Raw genomic sequence first — 16,134 nt, forward strand, 5'->3', positions numbered from 1 at the left:
GTGGCCCCGCTTAGAACTTATCTTTCCAAGCCCGAAGAGCCGCAAAAACCTCACTTTGGGCCCGGTTATTAGGGCCATTCCGTTCGTCTATTTTTTCTTTAACAGATGTTTCGCCAGTACGCAGAAAAGGGTTGGTGAGCTTCTCCAGCGCCAGGGTCGACGGCAGCGACGTGCGCCCGGACGCGCGTAATTGGGAGACTTTCTCGAGACGTTCAGCAATGTCCGGATTATTCGGTTCGACAGCGGCGGCAAAGCGCAGATTGCTCAGGGTGTACTCGTGGGTGCAGTACACCAGCGTGTCTTCGGGCAATGCGGCCAGGCGGCTGAGGGAGTGGTGCATTTGCGCGGGCGTGCCTTCGAACAAGCGTCCGCAACCGGCGGCGAACAGGGTGTCGCCACAGAACAGCAGGCCATGATGGTAGTAAGCGATATGACCCAGGGTGTGGCCTGGCACCGCAAACACGTCGAACTCCCGACCGAGCACGGTAACGCGGTCGTTATCGTTCAGGGCGACGTCCCGCCCGGGGATGTTTTCGTTTGCCGGGCCGTAGACCGTGGCGCCTGTCGCTTTTTTTAGCTGCTCGACGCCACCGACGTGATCATGGTGGTGATGAGTCACCAGAATATCGCTGAGCTGCCATTCCGGATGCATGGACAGCCAGGCCTGCACGGGCGCGGCGTCACCCGGATCGACCACGGCGCAGCGCTGGCTGCGGTGATCCTGTAACAACCAGATGTAGTTGTCGGTGAAGGCGGGAAGGGCACTGATCTGTATCATCGCGGGATTCGCCAAGCGGAAAACATTGGTGCATCTTAGAGCTTCTAGGCGAGTTGGAGAATGCAATGACCGATAAAGCGTTCGCTCAGGCTGATCCTGACTGGCTGGCATTGATCGGCGCCGCCCGCGAGTGGCTGTCAGGTCCTGTCGGGCAATTTTTGCTGGATGAAGAGCGCCGGATGCTCGAAGACGAGTTGGGGCGCTTCTTTGGCGGTTACCTGGTGCATTACGGTCCTTCGGCCGAAACGCCACCCTCGGCACCGCAAGTACAACGTAACGTACGCCTCGGGGCACCGCTGCCGGGCGTCGAGATTGTTTGCGAAGAACAGGCGTGGCCGATCAGTGAGCACGCTGCCGACGTGGTGGTGATGCAGCACGGGCTGGATTTCTGCCTGTCGCCTCATGGCCTGCTGCGTGAAGCCGCCAGCGCGGTGCGTCCTGGCGGGCACCTGTTGATCGTCGGTATCAACCCCTGGAGCAGCTGGGGGCTGCGCCATGTGTTTGCCAATGACGCCATGCGCAAGGCGCGCTGCATTTCGCCGTCGCGGGTCGCTGACTGGCTCAACCTGCTGGGGTTTGCGCTGGAGAAACGCCGCTTCGGGTGCTATCGTCCGCCGCTTGCGTCCCCGGCATGGCAAGCCCGCCTGGCGGGTTGGGAGCGCAAGGCCGGTGACTGGCAGCTGTCCGGTGGCGGCTTCTATTTGTTGGTGGCGCGCAAGATCGTCGTTGGCTTGCGACCGGTCCGCCAGGTGCGCCGAGAGCCGATGGGCAAACTGATTCCGTTGCCGATGGCCAAGGTCAATCGACGCGACAGCAAGCCGCAATAAACTATTTATTTTCCCGGCCGGGCTAGCCCGGCCTCGGGCGTTGTCGGTCATTGATCGGCAGGCCACAGACATTTTCTGGATAGGTTGGCATGAGCGATAGCGTAGAACTCTTCACCGATGGCGCCTGCAAGGGCAACCCCGGCCCAGGCGGCTGGGGCGCACTGCTGGTGTGCAAGGGCGTTGAAAAGGAACTTTGGGGCGGCGAAGCCAATACCACCAACAACCGCATGGAACTGATGGGCGCGATTCGCGGCCTCGAAGAACTCAAGCGTTCCTGCGACGTACTGCTGGTCACCGACTCGCAATACGTGATGAAAGGCATCAATGAGTGGATGGACAACTGGAAGAAACGCGGCTGGAAAACAGCGGCGAAAGAGCCGGTGAAAAACGCTGATCTGTGGAAACTGCTCGACGAACAGGTCAATCGCCACAACGTCACCTGGAAGTGGGTGCGCGGCCACATCGGGCATCCCGGCAACGAACGCGCCGACCAGTTGGCCAATCGTGGCGTCGACGACGTCCGGGGTTACAAGCAGGACTGACCTGCCTTAAAAGATCGTCCGAACGCGGCCCGAACCTTCGGCAGCTCCTACGGGGGATGCATTCCCCCGAAGGCTGCGATCTTTTGATTCAAAAGGCGGTCATTTCGGATCGCGCAATCGCAACTCCTCGATCATTTTCAGGCAATGACTCAACCCCGGTGACACATCGCCAACGCGTCGACTCAGGATGATCGGCGACGTCGCATTGGTTTCCAGCACCGGGGTAAAACCGATGTCGTCGCGATGCAGCAACTGCACCGAGGCCGGCACCAGCGTGACGCCGATACCGGCGCCCACCAGGCCGATGGCGGTTTGCAGCTCGTTGGTCCATTGCGCGACCTTGATGCTCACACCGTAGGACTCGAACAGCGCGATCACATGGTCGGCGTAGCTGGGGCGGGGATTGCCGGGGTAGAGCACAAACGGTTCATCGGCCAACTCGGTGAGGCTGATGGGGCCGGCCAACAATGGATGGCCAGCGGGCAGGGCCGCGACCAGTCGGTCCTCGTTCAATACGGTCTGGATGATCGCCGGGTCGTCGATGCGGATTCGCCCGAAGCCGACGTCGATACGTCCGGCCTTGAGCGCTTGCACCTGTTGCAGCGTGGTCATTTCCGAGAGACCCAATTCCAGTTCCAGCGGTTCATTGCTGCGCAGGCGGCGAATCAGTTCCGGCAACACGCCATACAGGGTCGAAGGGGCGAAACCGATACCCAGCCAGGTCTTTTCGCCCAGGCCGATGCGTCGGGTGTTGTCGCAGACTTTGTTCAGCTGTTCGAGCAGGGCACTGGAGTGCTCAAGGAAAAACCGCCCGGCTTCGGTCAGGCGCAAGGGCCTGCCGCGCTCCAGCAACACCACCCCGAGTTCATCTTCCAGTTGCTGAATTTGCCGGCTCAACGGTGGCTGAGCGATGTGCAGGCGTTCGGCGGCGCGGGTGAAATTCAGGGTTTGACCCAGCACCTGAAAGTAACGCAGATGACGCAGCTCCATGAGCCCTCCACAGTCGAGGATGGTGAATACCTTTAAGGTATTGATCCAGACCAATTCTATATTGGAACCCTGAAAAAAGCCGTACGAGAATCCGTCACAGAACTTCAAGAACCTGACGGGTATCGACATGCTTTCTTCTGCCATTGAATCGATCGAGACGATCATCGTCGATCTACCGACCATCCGCCCGCACAAGCTGGCGATGCACACCATGCAGAATCAGACGCTGGTAATCATCCGGGTGCGCAGCAAAGACGGGATCGAAGGCATCGGCGAATCGACCACCATCGGTGGCCTGGCCTACGGCAATGAAAGCCCGGACAGCATCAAGACCAACATCGACAAGCACTTTGCGCCACTGTTGCTGGGGCAGGATGCTTGCAACATCAACGCGGCGATGTTGCGCCTGGAGCGCAGCATTCGCGGCAACACCTTCGCCAAATCCGGTATCGAAACGGCCTTGCTCGACGCCCACGGCAAGCGCCTCGGGCTGCCGATCAGCGAATTGCTCGGTGGCCGCGTACGTGACTCGTTGCCAGTGGCCTGGACGCTGGCCAGCGGCGATACCGCCAAGGACATCGCCGAAGCCGAGCAGATGCTCGACCTGCGCCGTCACCGGATCTTCAAGTTGAAGATCGGGGCCGGCGAAGTCGACCGCGACCTGGCTCACGTCATTGCGATCAAAAAAGCCCTGGGCGACCGTGCCAGCGTGCGCGTCGACGTCAACCAGGCCTGGGATGAAGCGGTGGCGCTGCGAGCCTGCCGGATTCTCGGTGGTAATGGTATCGACCTGATCGAACAGCCGATCTCGCGCAACAACCGTGCCGGCATGGTGCGTCTCAATGCGATGAGCCCGGCACCGATCATGGCGGACGAGTCGATTGAGTGCGTGGAAGATGCGTTCAACCTGGCGCGGGAAGGCGCGGCTTCGGTGTTCGCGCTGAAGATCGCCAAAAATGGCGGCCCCCGCGCTGTGTTGCGGACCGCGGCGATTGCCGAAGCGGCAGGCATCGGCCTGTACGGCGGCACCATGCTTGAAGGCGGGATCGGCACGCTGGCCTCGGCCCACGCCTTCCTCACGCTGAACGAGCTGAGTTGGGACACCGAGCTGTTCGGCCCGCTGTTGCTGACCGAAGACATCCTCAGCGAGCCGCCGGTTTACCGCGACTTCCACTTGCACGTTTCGCAGGCGCCTGGCCTTGGCCTGAGCCTGGACGAAGAGCGTCTGGCGTTTTTCCGCCGCGACAAAACCTCCACCGCCATTCATTCCGTCTGAGGAGAACAGCATGTTGTTCCACGTAAAGATGACCGTGAACCTGCCGGTCGACATGGATCCAGAGCGCGCCGCTCAGCTCAAGTTCGACGAAAAAAACCTGGCCCAGCGCCTGCAACAGCAGGGCAAGTGGCGCCATCTGTGGCGTATCGCCGGGCTCTACGCCAATTACAGCGTGTTCGACGTCGACAGCGTGCAGGAACTGCACGACCTGCTGATGCAATTGCCGCTTTACCCCTACATGGCTATCGAAGTGAACGCGATGTGCAGGCATCCTTCCTCTATTCATGAGGATGATCGCTGAGCCGTTGTTTGCCAGTTCTGTACTCTAATAAATACAAGATGAGGATTAATCATGAACGCCAAGATTTCCCACACTGCCAGCGCCCAGAAGTTCCTCGAAGAGGCCAGCGGTCTGCTCAACGACGGTGGCAACCCGCGCGCCAAAGCGCTGATCTACCGCATCCTGCGCGATTCGGTGAACATCATCGAAGACCTTGAAGTGACCCCGGAAGAGTTCTGGAAAGCCGTCAACTACCTGAACGAACTGGGCGCGCGCCAAGAAGCGGGTCTGCTGGTTGCCGGCTTGGGGCTGGAACACTACCTGGACCTGCTGATGGATGCCGAAGACGCGCAGGCCGGTAAAACCGGTGGCACCCCACGCACCATCGAAGGCCCGCTGTATGTCGCCGGCGCACCGTTGTCCAACGGCGAAGCGCGGCTGGACGACGGCGTTGATCCGGGCGTGGTGCTGTTCATGCAGGGCCAGGTCAAGAACACCGAAGGCAAGCCACTGGCCGGCGCCGTGGTGGATGTCTGGCACGCCAATACCGGCGGCACTTATTCGTACTTCGATGGCAGCCAGTCGGAGTTCAACCTGCGTCGGCGGATCGTCACCGACGTCGAAGGTCGCTATCGTTTTCGCAGTATCGTGCCGTCGGGCTACGGTTGCCCACCGGACGGTCCGACCCAGCAACTGCTGGATCAACTGGGGCGTCATGGCCAGCGTCCGGCGCACATCCACTTCTTCATCTCGGCGGATGACCATCGCCACCTGACCACCCAGATCAACCTGGATGGCGACAAGTACCTGCACGACGATTTCGCCTACGCCACCCGTGACGAACTGATCGCTAAAATCACCTTCAGCGACGACCAGCAGCGTGCACGCGCGCACGGCATCAGCGGGCGTTTTGCCGAGATCGAATTCGATTTCACCCTGCAGTCGTCGGCGCAACCGGAAGAGCAACATCGTCACGAGCGAGTGCGTGCACTGGAGAACTGATCAGCGCTGGTCCAGGCCACGAGATAACTAACCGTTTATTTCGTGGTTTTTCGCTTTGCGGTGACGCGCATAGAATGGCCGGGCCTGATTTGCCTGAGGTGGGGTGCTCAGAAGCACCGCCATCGCAGCCGATAAAAACAATGAGAGTGAGCGGTTATGCAAGCGCATCTATTAAGTGAGCGCAGCAGAGTGTTTGAGCAGGCCGACCCCTATGCGGTGTCGGGCTACGTCAATCAGCACGTGGGCAACCATTGCATCCGTTTACCCAGAAGCGGCAGCCCTCAGGCCAGTCTCAATCACAGCAAATTTGCCAGCCTCGACCTGTGCCGTATCAGCTATGGCGGTAGCGTGCGGGTGACCTCGCCGGCGCTCGACACCATCTATCACCTGCAAGTGCTGCTACGCGGAAACTGTCTATGGCGCGGTCATCGGCAGGAACACTACTTTGCTCCCGGTGAGCTGCTGCTGATCAACCCGGACGATCCGGTGGACCTGACGTACTCCGACGATTGTGAAAAATTCATCGTGAAAATGCCCACCAGCCTGCTCGAATCGGTGTGCCAGGAGCAGCGCTGGTTGCACCCGGGGAAGGGTGTGCGGTTTCTAGAGAATCGCTACCAACTGGATGAGCTTGAAGGCTTCGTCAACCTGCTGGGCATGGTTTGCCAGGAGGCCGAAGCGACCGAGCGCATGCCGCGGGTTCAGGAGCACTACACGCAAATTGTCGTGAGCAAGATGCTCAGCCTGATGAAAACCAACATCAGGCGCCTCAGCCTCGGCTCGCAGTCGGCGAACTTCGAGTTGATCGCCGACTACATCGAACGCAACCTCAAGCAGGACATCTGCAGCGAAGAACTGGCGCGCCAGGCACAGATGAGCCTGCGTTCGCTGTATGGGTTGTTCGAGCGCAATGCGGCGACCACACCGAAGAATTACATCCGGCAGAAGAAGCTTGAGCGGGTCAACGCCTGTCTCAGCGACCCCACCTGCACGGTGCGCAACGTGACCGAGCTGGCCATGGATTACGGCTTCCTGCACCTGGGACGCTTCTCCGAAAGCTATCGCAAACAGTTCGGCGAATTGCCATCGGACACCCTAAAGCGCCGCCACTAATACAAGACCCTGTGGGAGCGAGCTTGCTCGCGATAGCAACGGGTCAGTCAACATTGATGTTGAATGCACTGCCGTCATCGCGAGCAAGCTCGCTCCCACATGGATGGCCATGGGGATGATTGCACAAAACGGATAAAGGTCTGCACCCAGCGGATATTGCCCCTTCATCACCCGCCCTAGCATGAGCCTGCCTGAATAAAAACAATGGAGGCGGCGGCCATGTCCCTGCGACCCGAATACCTTCACTCCCTGCTTGAAGAAGACAAAGACCAGGGCATCTACCGCTGCAAGCGGGAGATGTTTACCGACCCGCGGTTGTTCGATCTCGAGATGCAACACATCTTCGAAGGCAACTGGCTGTACCTCGCCCACGAGAGCCAGATTCCGAACAAAAACGATTTCTACACCACCACCATGGGCCGCCAGTCGATTTTCATTGCGCGCAACAAGGACGGTGAGCTCAACGCCTTCATCAACGCCTGTAGCCACCGTGGCGCGATGCTCTGCCGACACAAGACCGGCAATAAATCCTCCTACACGTGCCCGTTCCATGGCTGGACCTTCAACAACTCCGGCAAGCTGCTCAAGGTCAAGGATCCGGCGTCGGCCGGTTATCCGGCGAGCTTCAATTGCGAAGGCTCACACGACCTGACCAAAGTCGCGCGCTTCGAATCCTATCGTGGCTTCCTGTTCGGCAGCCTCAAGGCCGATGTGGTGCCGCTGGTCGAGCATCTGGGCGAGTCGGCAAAGATCATCGACATGATCGTCGACCAGTCCGCCGATGGCCTCGAAGTGCTGCGCGGCTCCAGCAGCTACATCTACGAAGGCAACTGGAAACTCACCGCCGAAAATGGCGCCGACGGCTACCACGTCAGCTCCGTGCACTGGAACTACGCCGCTACCCAGAACCAGCGCAAGCAGCGCGAAAGCGGTGACGAGAACCCGACCATGAGCGCCGGCACCTGGGCCAAACAAGGCGGCGGTTTCTACTCCTTCGACAAGGGGCACATGCTGCTCTGGACCCGCTGGTCGAACCCTGAAGACCGGCCGCTGTATGAACGGCGCGATGAACTCGCCAAGGATTTCGGTCAGGCCCGCGCCGACTGGATGATCGAGAACTCGCGCAACCTGTGCCTGTACCCCAACGTGTACCTGATGGATCAGTTCAGTTCACAGATCCGCATCGCCCGGCCGATCTCGGTCAACCGCACCGAAATCACCATCTACTGCATCGCCCCCAAAGGCGAAAGCGACACCGCACGTTCGAGCCGGATTCGTCAGTACGAAGATTTCTTCAACGTCAGCGGCATGGCCACTCCAGACGACCTCGAAGAATTCCGCTCCTGCCAGATGGGCTACCAGGGCAGCACCACCGCCTGGAACGACATGTCCCGTGGCGCCGAGCACTGGGTTGAAGGGGCCGATGAGGCGGCCAAAGAGATCGATCTGCACCCGTTGCTCAGCGGTGTGCGCACTGAAGACGAAGGCCTGTTCGTGCTGCAACACAAGTACTGGCAGGAAACCATGCTCAAGGCCTTGAGCGAAGAGCAGTCGGCAATGATCAAAGTGGAGGAACTGTCATGAGCATCACTTACGACGCCGTGCGCGATTTTCTCTACCGCGAAGCGCGCTACCTCGATGACAAGGAGTGGGACAACTGGCTGGAACTGTACGCCGCCGACGCAACCTTCTGGATGCCGTCCTGGGACGATAACGATGAGCTGACCGAGGATCCGCAACGGGAAATCTCGCTGATCTGGTACGGCAACCGCACGGGGCTTGAAGACCGTATTTTCCGGATCAAGACCGAGCGCTCCAGCGCCAGCGTGCCGGACACCCGGACCTCGCACAACATCAGCAACATCGAACTGCTCGAGCAGGCCGACGGGCTGTGCAAGGTGCGCTTCAACTGGCACACCCTGAGCTTTCGCTACAAGACCGTCGACAGCTATTTCGGCAGCAGTTTCTACACCCTCGACGTGCGTGGCGACAGCCCGCTGATCAAGGCCAAGAAAGTGATCCTGAAGAACGACTACGTTCGTCAGGTCATCGATGTCTATCACCTATGAGGCGGCCGTCATGACTCATTCCATCGCACTCAATTTTGAAGACGGCGTCACCCGTTTCGTCGACGCCAACCCCGGTGAAACGGTGGCCGACGCCGCGTATCGCCAAGGTATCAACATTCCGCTGGACTGCCGCGACGGCGCTTGCGGGACCTGCAAATGCTTCGCCGAGGCCGGGCGTTACGATCTGGGCGAGGAGTACATCGAAGACGCTCTCAGCAGCGAGGAGGCCGAAGCGGGCTTTGTGCTGACCTGCCAGATGCGCGCCCAGAGCGACTGCGTGGTGCGGGTGCCGGCGTCCTCGGATGTCTGCCGTACCCAACAAACCCGCTACAGTGCGGCGATCAGTGAAGTGCGTCAGCTGTCGGACAGCACGATTGCGCTGTCGATCAAAGGCGAAGCACTGAGCAAACTGGCGTTCCTGCCGGGGCAATACGTCAACCTTGGCGTTCCCGGCAGCGAGCAGACCCGCGCCTACTCGTTCAGCTCGTTGCAACGCGACGGTGAAGTCAGCTTTCTGATCCGCAATGTGCCAGGCGGGCTGATGAGCAGCTTTCTCACCGGCATCGCCAAGGCCGGTGACAACATGAGCCTGGCCGGGCCGTTGGGCAGTTTTTATCTGCGCGATATTCAGCGTCCGTTGCTGTTGTTGGCCGGCGGCACGGGTTTGGCGCCGTTCACCGCCATGCTGGAAAAAATTGCCGAGCAGGGCAGCGCATACCCGTTGCACTTGATCTACGGCGTGACCAACGATTTTGACCTGGTGGAACTGGACCGACTGCAAGCCTTGGCTGCGCGGATCCCGAACTTCAGCTTCAGCGCCTGCGTGGCCAACCCGCAAAGCGCGCACCCGCTCAAGGGCTACGTCACTCAGCACATCGAGCGGCAGCACCTGAACGACGGCGATGTCGACGTCTACCTCTGCGGCCCGCCGCCGATGGTCGAGGCGGTCAGCCAGTTCATTCGCGAGCAGGGCATCAAACCTGCAAACTTCTACTACGAAAAGTTCGCTGCGAGCGCTGCCTGATTAACTCAGGCAGCGACACGAACCTTGTGGGAGCGAGCTTGCTCGCGATAGCGGCGGACCAGTCACCATCAATGTTGAATGCACTGCCGTCATCGTCGGAACGCCGCCCGGAGCAAGCTCGCTCCCACAGGTTATGAATGCCGACAGGGACATTGAGGATTTGAAATGAACAGGTTCCATGAAAAAGTTGCGCTGATTACCGGCGCGGCCCAAGGGATTGGCCGCCGTGTTGCCGAGCGGATGGCGGCCGAGGGCGCACGCCTGGTGCTGGTTGATCGTTCCGAGCTGGTGTTTGAGCTGCAAGAACAGCTGGGGCAAACCAGCGAAGTACTGACCCTGACCGCCGACCTTGAACAGTACGCCGAGTGCAATCGCGTGATGACGGCGGCCATAGAGCGCTTCGGCCGTCTGGATATATTGGTCAACAACGTCGGCGGCACTATCTGGGCCAAGCCTTTCGAACACTACGAAGAGCAACAGATCGAAGCCGAAGTCCGCCGTTCGCTGTTTCCAACCCTGTGGTGCTGCCATGCCGCGTTGCCGTTCATGCTGGAGCAGGGCAGCGGCGCTATCGTCAACGTGTCGTCCATTGCGACACGTGGAGTCAATCGCGTGCCTTACGGTGCGGCCAAGGGCGGGGTCAATGCGCTCACCGCGTGTCTGGCGTTCGAAACCGCCGAGCGGGGCGTGCGGGTCAATGCCACCGCGCCGGGCGGCACGCAAGCACCGCCACGGCGGATTCCGCGCAACAGCGCCGAGCAGAGCCCGCAGGAGAAGGTCTGGTATCAACAGATTGTCGATCAAACCGTCGACAGCAGCCTGATGAAACGCTATGGCACCATTGACGAGCAGGTCGGGGCGATCCTGTTTCTGGCCTCTGACGACGCGGCCTACATCACCGGTCTGGTGATGCCGGTCGGCGGCGGTGATCAGGGTTAAGCTATCCCTTGTGGAAGCGAGCACTTTCAAGCTCTGTGTTAACATCGCCGCCTTATGCAAAACGGCACGAAGAGGGGTTGAAAGAAGATGGCTCAGAGGATGGTGGTGCTCGACACCGAAACCACCGGCATGCCGGTGACCGACGGCCACCGGATTATCGAGATCGGTTGCGTCGAGTTGATCGGTCGACGCCTGACGGGCCGGCATTTCCACGTTTATTTGCAGCCAGACCGGGAAAGTGACGAGGGCGCGATTGGCGTCCACGGTATTACCAACGAATTTCTGGTAGGCAAGCCGCGTTTCGCTGAAGTGGCCGATGAGTTCTTCGAATTCATCAAGGGCGCGCAGCTGATCATCCATAACGCGGCGTTCGACGTTGGCTTCATCAACAACGAATTCGCGCTGATGGGCCAGCAGGATCGGGCGGATATCACCCAGCATTGCTCGATCCTCGACACCCTGATGATGGCCCGTGAGCGTCACCCAGGGCAGCGCAACAGCCTCGATGCCTTGTGCAAACGTTATGGCGTCGACAACTCCGGTCGTGAGCTGCACGGCGCCTTGCTCGACTCCGAGATTCTCGCTGACGTCTACCTGACCATGACCGGCGGCCAGACCAGTCTGTCGCTGGCGGGTAATGCGTCTGACGGTAACGGTTCGGGCGAGGGTTCGGGTAATCAGGCGAGCGAGATTCGTCGCCTGCCGGCCGATCGCAAGCCGACGCGGATCATTCGCGCCAGTGAAACGGACCTGGCCGAGCACGCCTCGCGCCTTGAAGTCATCGCCAAGTCCGCCGGTGCTCCGGCACTGTGGACCCAACTGGCCGAGGCCAAGGCAAGTCAATAATTAAGGTGTTGCACGCTTACCGTAGCAGCTGCCGAACCTGTGAGGCTGCGTTCGAGGACGAAGTCCTCGCAAACAAGCAATGCGCAGTTTTTCTGCAGGAACTCGTTTACCTATTGCGACTGCTTCGCAGCCGAACGCAGCCTCACAGGTTCGGCAGCTGCTACGGATCGCGGTGTTGGGCAATGCTCGCTCGCCACATGGGCCTCAACCCTCTACCCTGAGTGTATTGGCAGACCACGGTCTGCCGCCTCAGGACGCCGAGCCCCATGTATAAAGACTTGAAGTTCCCGGTCCTTATTGTCCACCGCGACATCAAGGCTGACACGGTCGCCGGTGATCGTGTGCGCGGCATCGCCCGGGAATTGGAACAGGAAGGTTTCAGCATCTTTTCGGCGGTGGATTACGCCGAAGGGCGACTGGTCGCCTCGACCCACCACGGCCTCGCATGCATGTTGATTGCTGCCGAAGGCGCCGGGGAAAACACCCATCTTTTACAGAACATGGTCGAATTGATTCGTGTGGCTCGTGCCCGTGCGCCGAATTTGCCGATTTTCGCCCTGGGCGAGCAAGTGACGCTGGAAAACGCCCCGGCCGATGCCATGAGCGAACTGAACCAGTTACGCGGCATTCTTTATCTGTTCGAAGACACCGTGCCGTTTCTGGCGCGTCAGGTCGCCCGCGCGGCGCGTAATTACCTTGATGGCTTGCTGCCGCCATTTTTCAAGGCCCTGGTGCAACACACCGCCGATTCCAACTATTCCTGGCACACCCCAGGGCACGGTGGTGGCGTGGCTTATCACAAAAGTCCGGTAGGGCAGGCGTTTCACCAGTTTTTTGGTGAGAACACCTTGCGTTCTGACCTGTCGGTCTCGGTGCCGGAACTCGGCTCGTTGCTGGACCACACCGGGCCACTGGCGGAAGCCGAGGCTCGCGCTGCGCGTAATTTCGGCGCCGATCACACGTTTTTCGTGATCAATGGCACCTCGACCGCCAACAAGATCGTCTGGCAAGCCATGGTCGCGCGTGACGATCTGGTGCTGGTGGACCGCAACTGCCACAAATCGGTGTTGCACTCGATCATCATGACCGGGGCGATCCCGTTGTACCTGTGTCCAGAGCGCAATGAACTGGGGATCATCGGGCCGATTCCGTTGAGCGAATTCAGCCGCGAATCAATCAAGGCCAAGATCGACGCGAGCCCGCTGACCAAGGGCCGAGAACCAAAGGTCAAGCTGGCGGTGGTGACCAATTCGACGTACGACGGCCTCTGCTACAACGCCGAGCTGATCAAGCAGACCCTGGGCAACAGCGTCGAAGTCCTGCACTTCGACGAAGCCTGGTACGCCTATGCGGCGTTTCACGAGTTCTTCGCCGGGCGTTATGGCATGGGCACCTCACGCACTGATGACAGCCCGCTGGTGTTTACTACCCATTCCACCCACAAACTGCTGGCGGCTTTCAGTCAGGCGTCGATGATTCACGTGCAGGATGGCGGCGCGCGGCAACTGGACCGCGACCGCTTCAATGAAGCGTTCATGATGCACATCTCCACGTCGCCGCAGTACAGCATCATCGCCTCGCTGGATGTGGCGTCGGCGATGATGGAAGGCCCGGCCGGCCGGTCGCTGTTGCAGGAAATGTTCGATGAGGCGCTGAGCTTTCGCCGGGCGCTGGCCAACCTGCGTCAGCACATCGCTGCCGATGACTGGTGGTTCTCCATCTGGCAGCCGCCGCTGGTGGAGGGGATCGACAAGGTGACGACCTCGGACTGGCTGTTGCAGCCTGAAGCCGACTGGCATGGCTTTGGCGACATCGCCGAGGATTACGTGTTGCTGGACCCGATCAAAGTGACGCTGGTGATGCCGGGTCTGACGGCCGGTGGCGCACTGAGCGAGCGGGGAATTCCGGCGGCAGTGGTCAGCAAGTTCCTCTGGGAGCGTGGGCTGGTGGTGGAGAAGACCGGTCTGTATTCATTCCTGGTGCTGTTTTCCATGGGCATCACCAAGGGCAAATGGAGCACTTTGCTCACTGAGTTGCTCGAATTCAAACGCAGCTACGACGCCAACATCAGTCTGGCGGCGTGTCTGCCGTGTGTCGCGCAACGAGACGTGGCGCGTTATCAAGGCATGGGGCTGCGCGACCTGTGCGATCAATTGCACGCCTGCTACCGCAGCAACGCCACCGCCAAGCATCTCAAACGCATGTACACCGTGCTTCCAGAGATCGCCATGAAACCGGCCGATGCCTATGATCAATTGGTCCGGGGCGAGGTCGAGGCGGTGTCCATCGACCAGTTGCAGGGGCGTATCGCGGCAGTGATGCTGGTGCCGTACCCGCCAGGGATTCCGTTGATCATGCCCGGCGAACGCTTCACCGAGTCGACTCGCTCGATCATCGATTACCTGGCATTCGCCCGCACGTTCGACAGCAGCTTCCCGGGTTTCGTCGCCGATGTGCACGGCTTGCAGCACGAAGACGAGGGCAATGGGCGGTGTTATACCGTCGATTGCATCAAGCTTTGAGGACTTTTCCGAGTATGCAACCGGTCATCAATCCCAAGCATCCGGGTCTGGCGGTACGTGTCGCCGATCAAGGATTCGCTGCGTATATCTGGGGCAGTGACTTCAGTTTTGAGGTCCGGGCTTACGCCGCCGCAGAGATCAATAAACCGGTGGATCAGTGGGTGCTGGAAACCGTTACGCCCTACCGCAAATGCTACGGCATCGACCCGCAAGAGTTCGCCAGTTACCGGGACGCGGCCGACAGTGCGATCTTCATGGCGTTTCTCGATGACCATCCGGTAGGGCACATCGTGGTCAGTACCAACTGGAACGGTTTTGCCCATATCGATGAGCTGGCGGTGCACGCTCCGGCGCGTCGCCACGGGGTGGCCAAGGCGTTGCTGGACGTCGCGCAGTTCTGGAGTCGCAAGAAGAAACTGCCGGGCATCATGCTGGAAACCCAGAACAACAACCTGGGGGCCTGCCGGCTGTATGAGCGTTGCGGTTATGTGATCGGTGGCATCGATCATCTGCGCTATCGCGGTATCGACCCGCAAACCGCTGAAGTGGCGTTGTTCTGGTATCGGCTGTTCGACAATCCGTTGGAAAATCCGCTTACCCCGTCAACAGCGCCTCGGCTTGTTCCTTGATGATGTCCAGTAAGGCCTGAATCGCGGGAGAGGGGGCGACGTTGTTCAGGGTCAAGGCATAAAGGCTGATCGGCACCGCCGGTGACAGCGGGCAAACGTCCAGTCCGCTGGCCTTGGCGCCGATCGCGGTAAACGGGTCGACGATCGCCAGGCCTTCGCCGGCCTCGACCATGCTGCGCATCATCTGATGGGTCTGGACCCGGGTTTGCACCACCGGTGCCGGGCGCAAGGCGTGCAGTTTGCTCTCGAACATCACACTGAGCGGATCGTGACCTTCGAGCCCGACCATCGATTGGCCGGCCAGGTCCTGCACGGAAATGTACTTTTGCCTGGGTTGCAGCCAGCCGTGAGGCGCCAGGAGCTGGAGTTTGCCTTGGGCAATGATCTGGCACTGAATGGCGGGGTGGTCGGGGTCGTGCAGGCTCATGCCGAGATCGCTTTCACGCAGCAGCAGGCTTCTGACGATTTCACGGGTGGGCTGGCTGAGCAGCGAGCAGGGCGCATCCGGAAAACGCCGACGCAGGGTGGCGATGCCGTGCGGCAACAACTGTTGCGCCAAGGGCGGCGTGCAAATGATCCGCAAGGGGGGCGCCAGGTACTGTTTGAGACTGTTGGCCAGCCGCTGCACTGGTTCAAGTGCTTCGTAGACGTGAGCGATCTCGACCTGCAACTCCCGCGCCTCACGGGTGGCCTGCAAACGCCCGCGTACGCTGGCAAACAGCATGAAGCCGAGTTGATCCTCGGCTTCGCGCAAAATCCCCTCGACCCCGGCCACCGGCAATTGCAGCATCTCGGCAGCGGTGCCCAGATGACCGGTTTGCAGGAGCGCCTGGATCACTTCGATATGACGTAAACGCATGCGTGAAGTCCATGTTCAGCAGGTGAGGGGTCAGTGACTGAATCCTAACCCAAGTCCGTGCCTATGACTTCAGCTCATAACGGTGGTTTATGAGGCGACGTTTGATTCAGGCTCGCGGGTGATGGTAACGCCCGATTGCACCAAGACAAATTCGTTGTCATCGAGTTTGTTGATGCGATCGCCAATAGCCAGCTTATAGGTGGTGACAGGCGCAGAGCCGGCGATACCGTCCTGCGACGGGGTGGATTCCTGGAACTCATGCACTGAATAAACACGGCCTTCCGCGTCTCTTGCATGGAATTGTCCGACGAGTACTGCTGCCATCTGCTTAGAACCTCTGGAGATAAGTCACTCAATTTGCGGTTCTGTAGACCGTCGATAAGCGTGGTAAGTTTTCCTACAGGAAAAAAATAGTATTTAACCGCCATTCCGCGACAC

At 59.9% G+C, this 16,134-nt stretch carries 17 protein-coding genes; 13 read left to right on the forward strand and 4 right to left on the reverse strand.

Annotated features, from left to right (window positions below; genetic code table 11):
- Positions 1-10: 10 nt before the first annotated feature.
- Positions 11-778 carry a hydroxyacylglutathione hydrolase gene (gene gloB / locus BK659_RS07100; protein WP_123424383.1) on the reverse strand — a complete coding sequence of 256 codons (768 nt, stop codon included), beginning with the start codon at positions 776-778 and terminating at the stop codon, positions 11-13.
- A 65-nt stretch (positions 779-843) separates the two neighbouring features.
- Between gloB and BK659_RS07105 the strand changes: the two genes are divergently transcribed.
- Together BK659_RS07105 and rnhA are read left to right on the forward strand one after the other, a co-directional pair.
- Positions 844-1,605 carry a class I SAM-dependent methyltransferase gene (locus BK659_RS07105; protein WP_123424384.1) on the forward strand — a complete coding sequence of 254 codons (762 nt, stop codon included), beginning with the start codon at positions 844-846 and terminating at the stop codon, positions 1,603-1,605.
- Positions 1,606-1,694: 89 nt separating this feature from the next.
- Positions 1,695-2,147 (forward strand): ribonuclease HI, encoded by a 453-nt coding sequence (gene rnhA, locus BK659_RS07110; RefSeq protein ID WP_123424385.1) that lies wholly within the window; start codon positions 1,695-1,697, stop codon positions 2,145-2,147.
- Positions 2,148-2,246: 99 nt separating this feature from the next.
- On the opposite strand, the gene BK659_RS07115 is transcribed toward rnhA, so the two are convergent.
- Positions 2,247-3,137 (reverse strand): LysR family transcriptional regulator, encoded by an 891-nt coding sequence (locus tag BK659_RS07115; protein ID WP_123424386.1) that lies wholly within the window; start codon positions 3,135-3,137, stop codon positions 2,247-2,249.
- 127 nt (positions 3,138-3,264) lie between these two features.
- On the opposite strand from BK659_RS07115, the gene BK659_RS07120 reads away from it, so the two are divergent.
- From BK659_RS07120 to BK659_RS07170, 11 genes are all read left to right on the forward strand, one after another.
- Positions 3,265-4,413, forward strand: coding sequence for a muconate cycloisomerase family protein (locus BK659_RS07120; protein ID WP_185015291.1), 1,149 nt, complete (start codon positions 3,265-3,267; stop codon positions 4,411-4,413).
- Positions 4,414-4,423: 10 nt separating this feature from the next.
- A complete protein-coding gene (gene catC / locus BK659_RS07125; protein WP_123424387.1) occupies positions 4,424-4,714 on the forward strand; it encodes a muconolactone Delta-isomerase in 291 nt (96 codons plus the stop codon).
- Positions 4,715-4,765: 51 nt separating this feature from the next.
- The gene (catA, locus tag BK659_RS07130) at positions 4,766-5,695 is read left to right on the forward strand and encodes a catechol 1,2-dioxygenase (RefSeq protein WP_123424388.1); all 930 of its coding nucleotides are present in this window, start codon (positions 4,766-4,768) and stop codon (positions 5,693-5,695) included.
- A 156-nt stretch (positions 5,696-5,851) separates the two neighbouring features.
- Positions 5,852-6,808, forward strand: a complete 957-nt coding sequence (locus BK659_RS07135) for an AraC family transcriptional regulator (protein ID WP_123424389.1) — start codon at positions 5,852-5,854, stop codon at positions 6,806-6,808.
- 219 nt (positions 6,809-7,027) lie between these two features.
- Positions 7,028-8,392: a benzoate 1,2-dioxygenase large subunit gene (gene benA / locus BK659_RS07140; protein WP_123424390.1), complete on the forward strand. Its 1,365-nt coding sequence runs from the start codon at positions 7,028-7,030 to the stop codon at positions 8,390-8,392.
- Complete coding sequence (gene benB, locus BK659_RS07145) at positions 8,389-8,877, forward strand: benzoate 1,2-dioxygenase small subunit (RefSeq protein WP_123424391.1); 489 nt, start codon at positions 8,389-8,391, stop codon at positions 8,875-8,877. The genes benA and benB overlap by 4 nt, the downstream gene beginning before the upstream one ends.
- Before the next feature lie 10 nt (positions 8,878-8,887).
- Positions 8,888-9,901, forward strand: coding sequence for a benzoate 1,2-dioxygenase electron transfer component BenC (gene benC, locus BK659_RS07150; RefSeq protein ID WP_123424392.1), 1,014 nt, complete (start codon positions 8,888-8,890; stop codon positions 9,899-9,901).
- 165 nt (positions 9,902-10,066) lie between these two features.
- The gene (locus BK659_RS07155) at positions 10,067-10,840 is read left to right on the forward strand and encodes a 1,6-dihydroxycyclohexa-2,4-diene-1-carboxylate dehydrogenase (protein WP_123424393.1); all 774 of its coding nucleotides are present in this window, start codon (positions 10,067-10,069) and stop codon (positions 10,838-10,840) included.
- An 87-nt stretch (positions 10,841-10,927) separates the two neighbouring features.
- On the forward strand, positions 10,928-11,686 hold the full coding sequence (dnaQ, locus tag BK659_RS07160) for a DNA polymerase III subunit epsilon (RefSeq protein ID WP_123424394.1): 759 nt from the start codon (positions 10,928-10,930) through the stop codon (positions 11,684-11,686).
- A gap of 266 nt (positions 11,687-11,952) precedes the next feature.
- Complete coding sequence (locus BK659_RS07165; protein WP_123424395.1) at positions 11,953-14,208, forward strand: Orn/Lys/Arg family decarboxylase; 2,256 nt, start codon at positions 11,953-11,955, stop codon at positions 14,206-14,208.
- Between the two features lie 14 nt (positions 14,209-14,222).
- The gene (locus BK659_RS07170; protein ID WP_123424396.1) at positions 14,223-14,837 is read left to right on the forward strand and encodes a GNAT family N-acetyltransferase; all 615 of its coding nucleotides are present in this window, start codon (positions 14,223-14,225) and stop codon (positions 14,835-14,837) included.
- Here the strand turns inward: BK659_RS07170 and BK659_RS07175 are convergent.
- Positions 14,803-15,696: a LysR substrate-binding domain-containing protein gene (locus BK659_RS07175; RefSeq protein WP_123424397.1), complete on the reverse strand. Its 894-nt coding sequence runs from the start codon at positions 15,694-15,696 to the stop codon at positions 14,803-14,805. The two genes, BK659_RS07170 and BK659_RS07175, sit on opposite strands and share 35 nt — an antisense overlap.
- Positions 15,697-15,783: 87 nt before the next feature.
- The gene (locus BK659_RS07180; RefSeq protein WP_123424398.1) at positions 15,784-16,020 is read right to left on the reverse strand and encodes a hypothetical protein; all 237 of its coding nucleotides are present in this window, start codon (positions 16,018-16,020) and stop codon (positions 15,784-15,786) included.
- Positions 16,021-16,134 lie beyond the last annotated feature (114 nt).

The organism is Pseudomonas brassicacearum, assembly GCF_003732225.1.
GTDB lineage: Bacteria > Pseudomonadota > Gammaproteobacteria > Pseudomonadales > Pseudomonadaceae > Aquipseudomonas > Aquipseudomonas brassicacearum_E.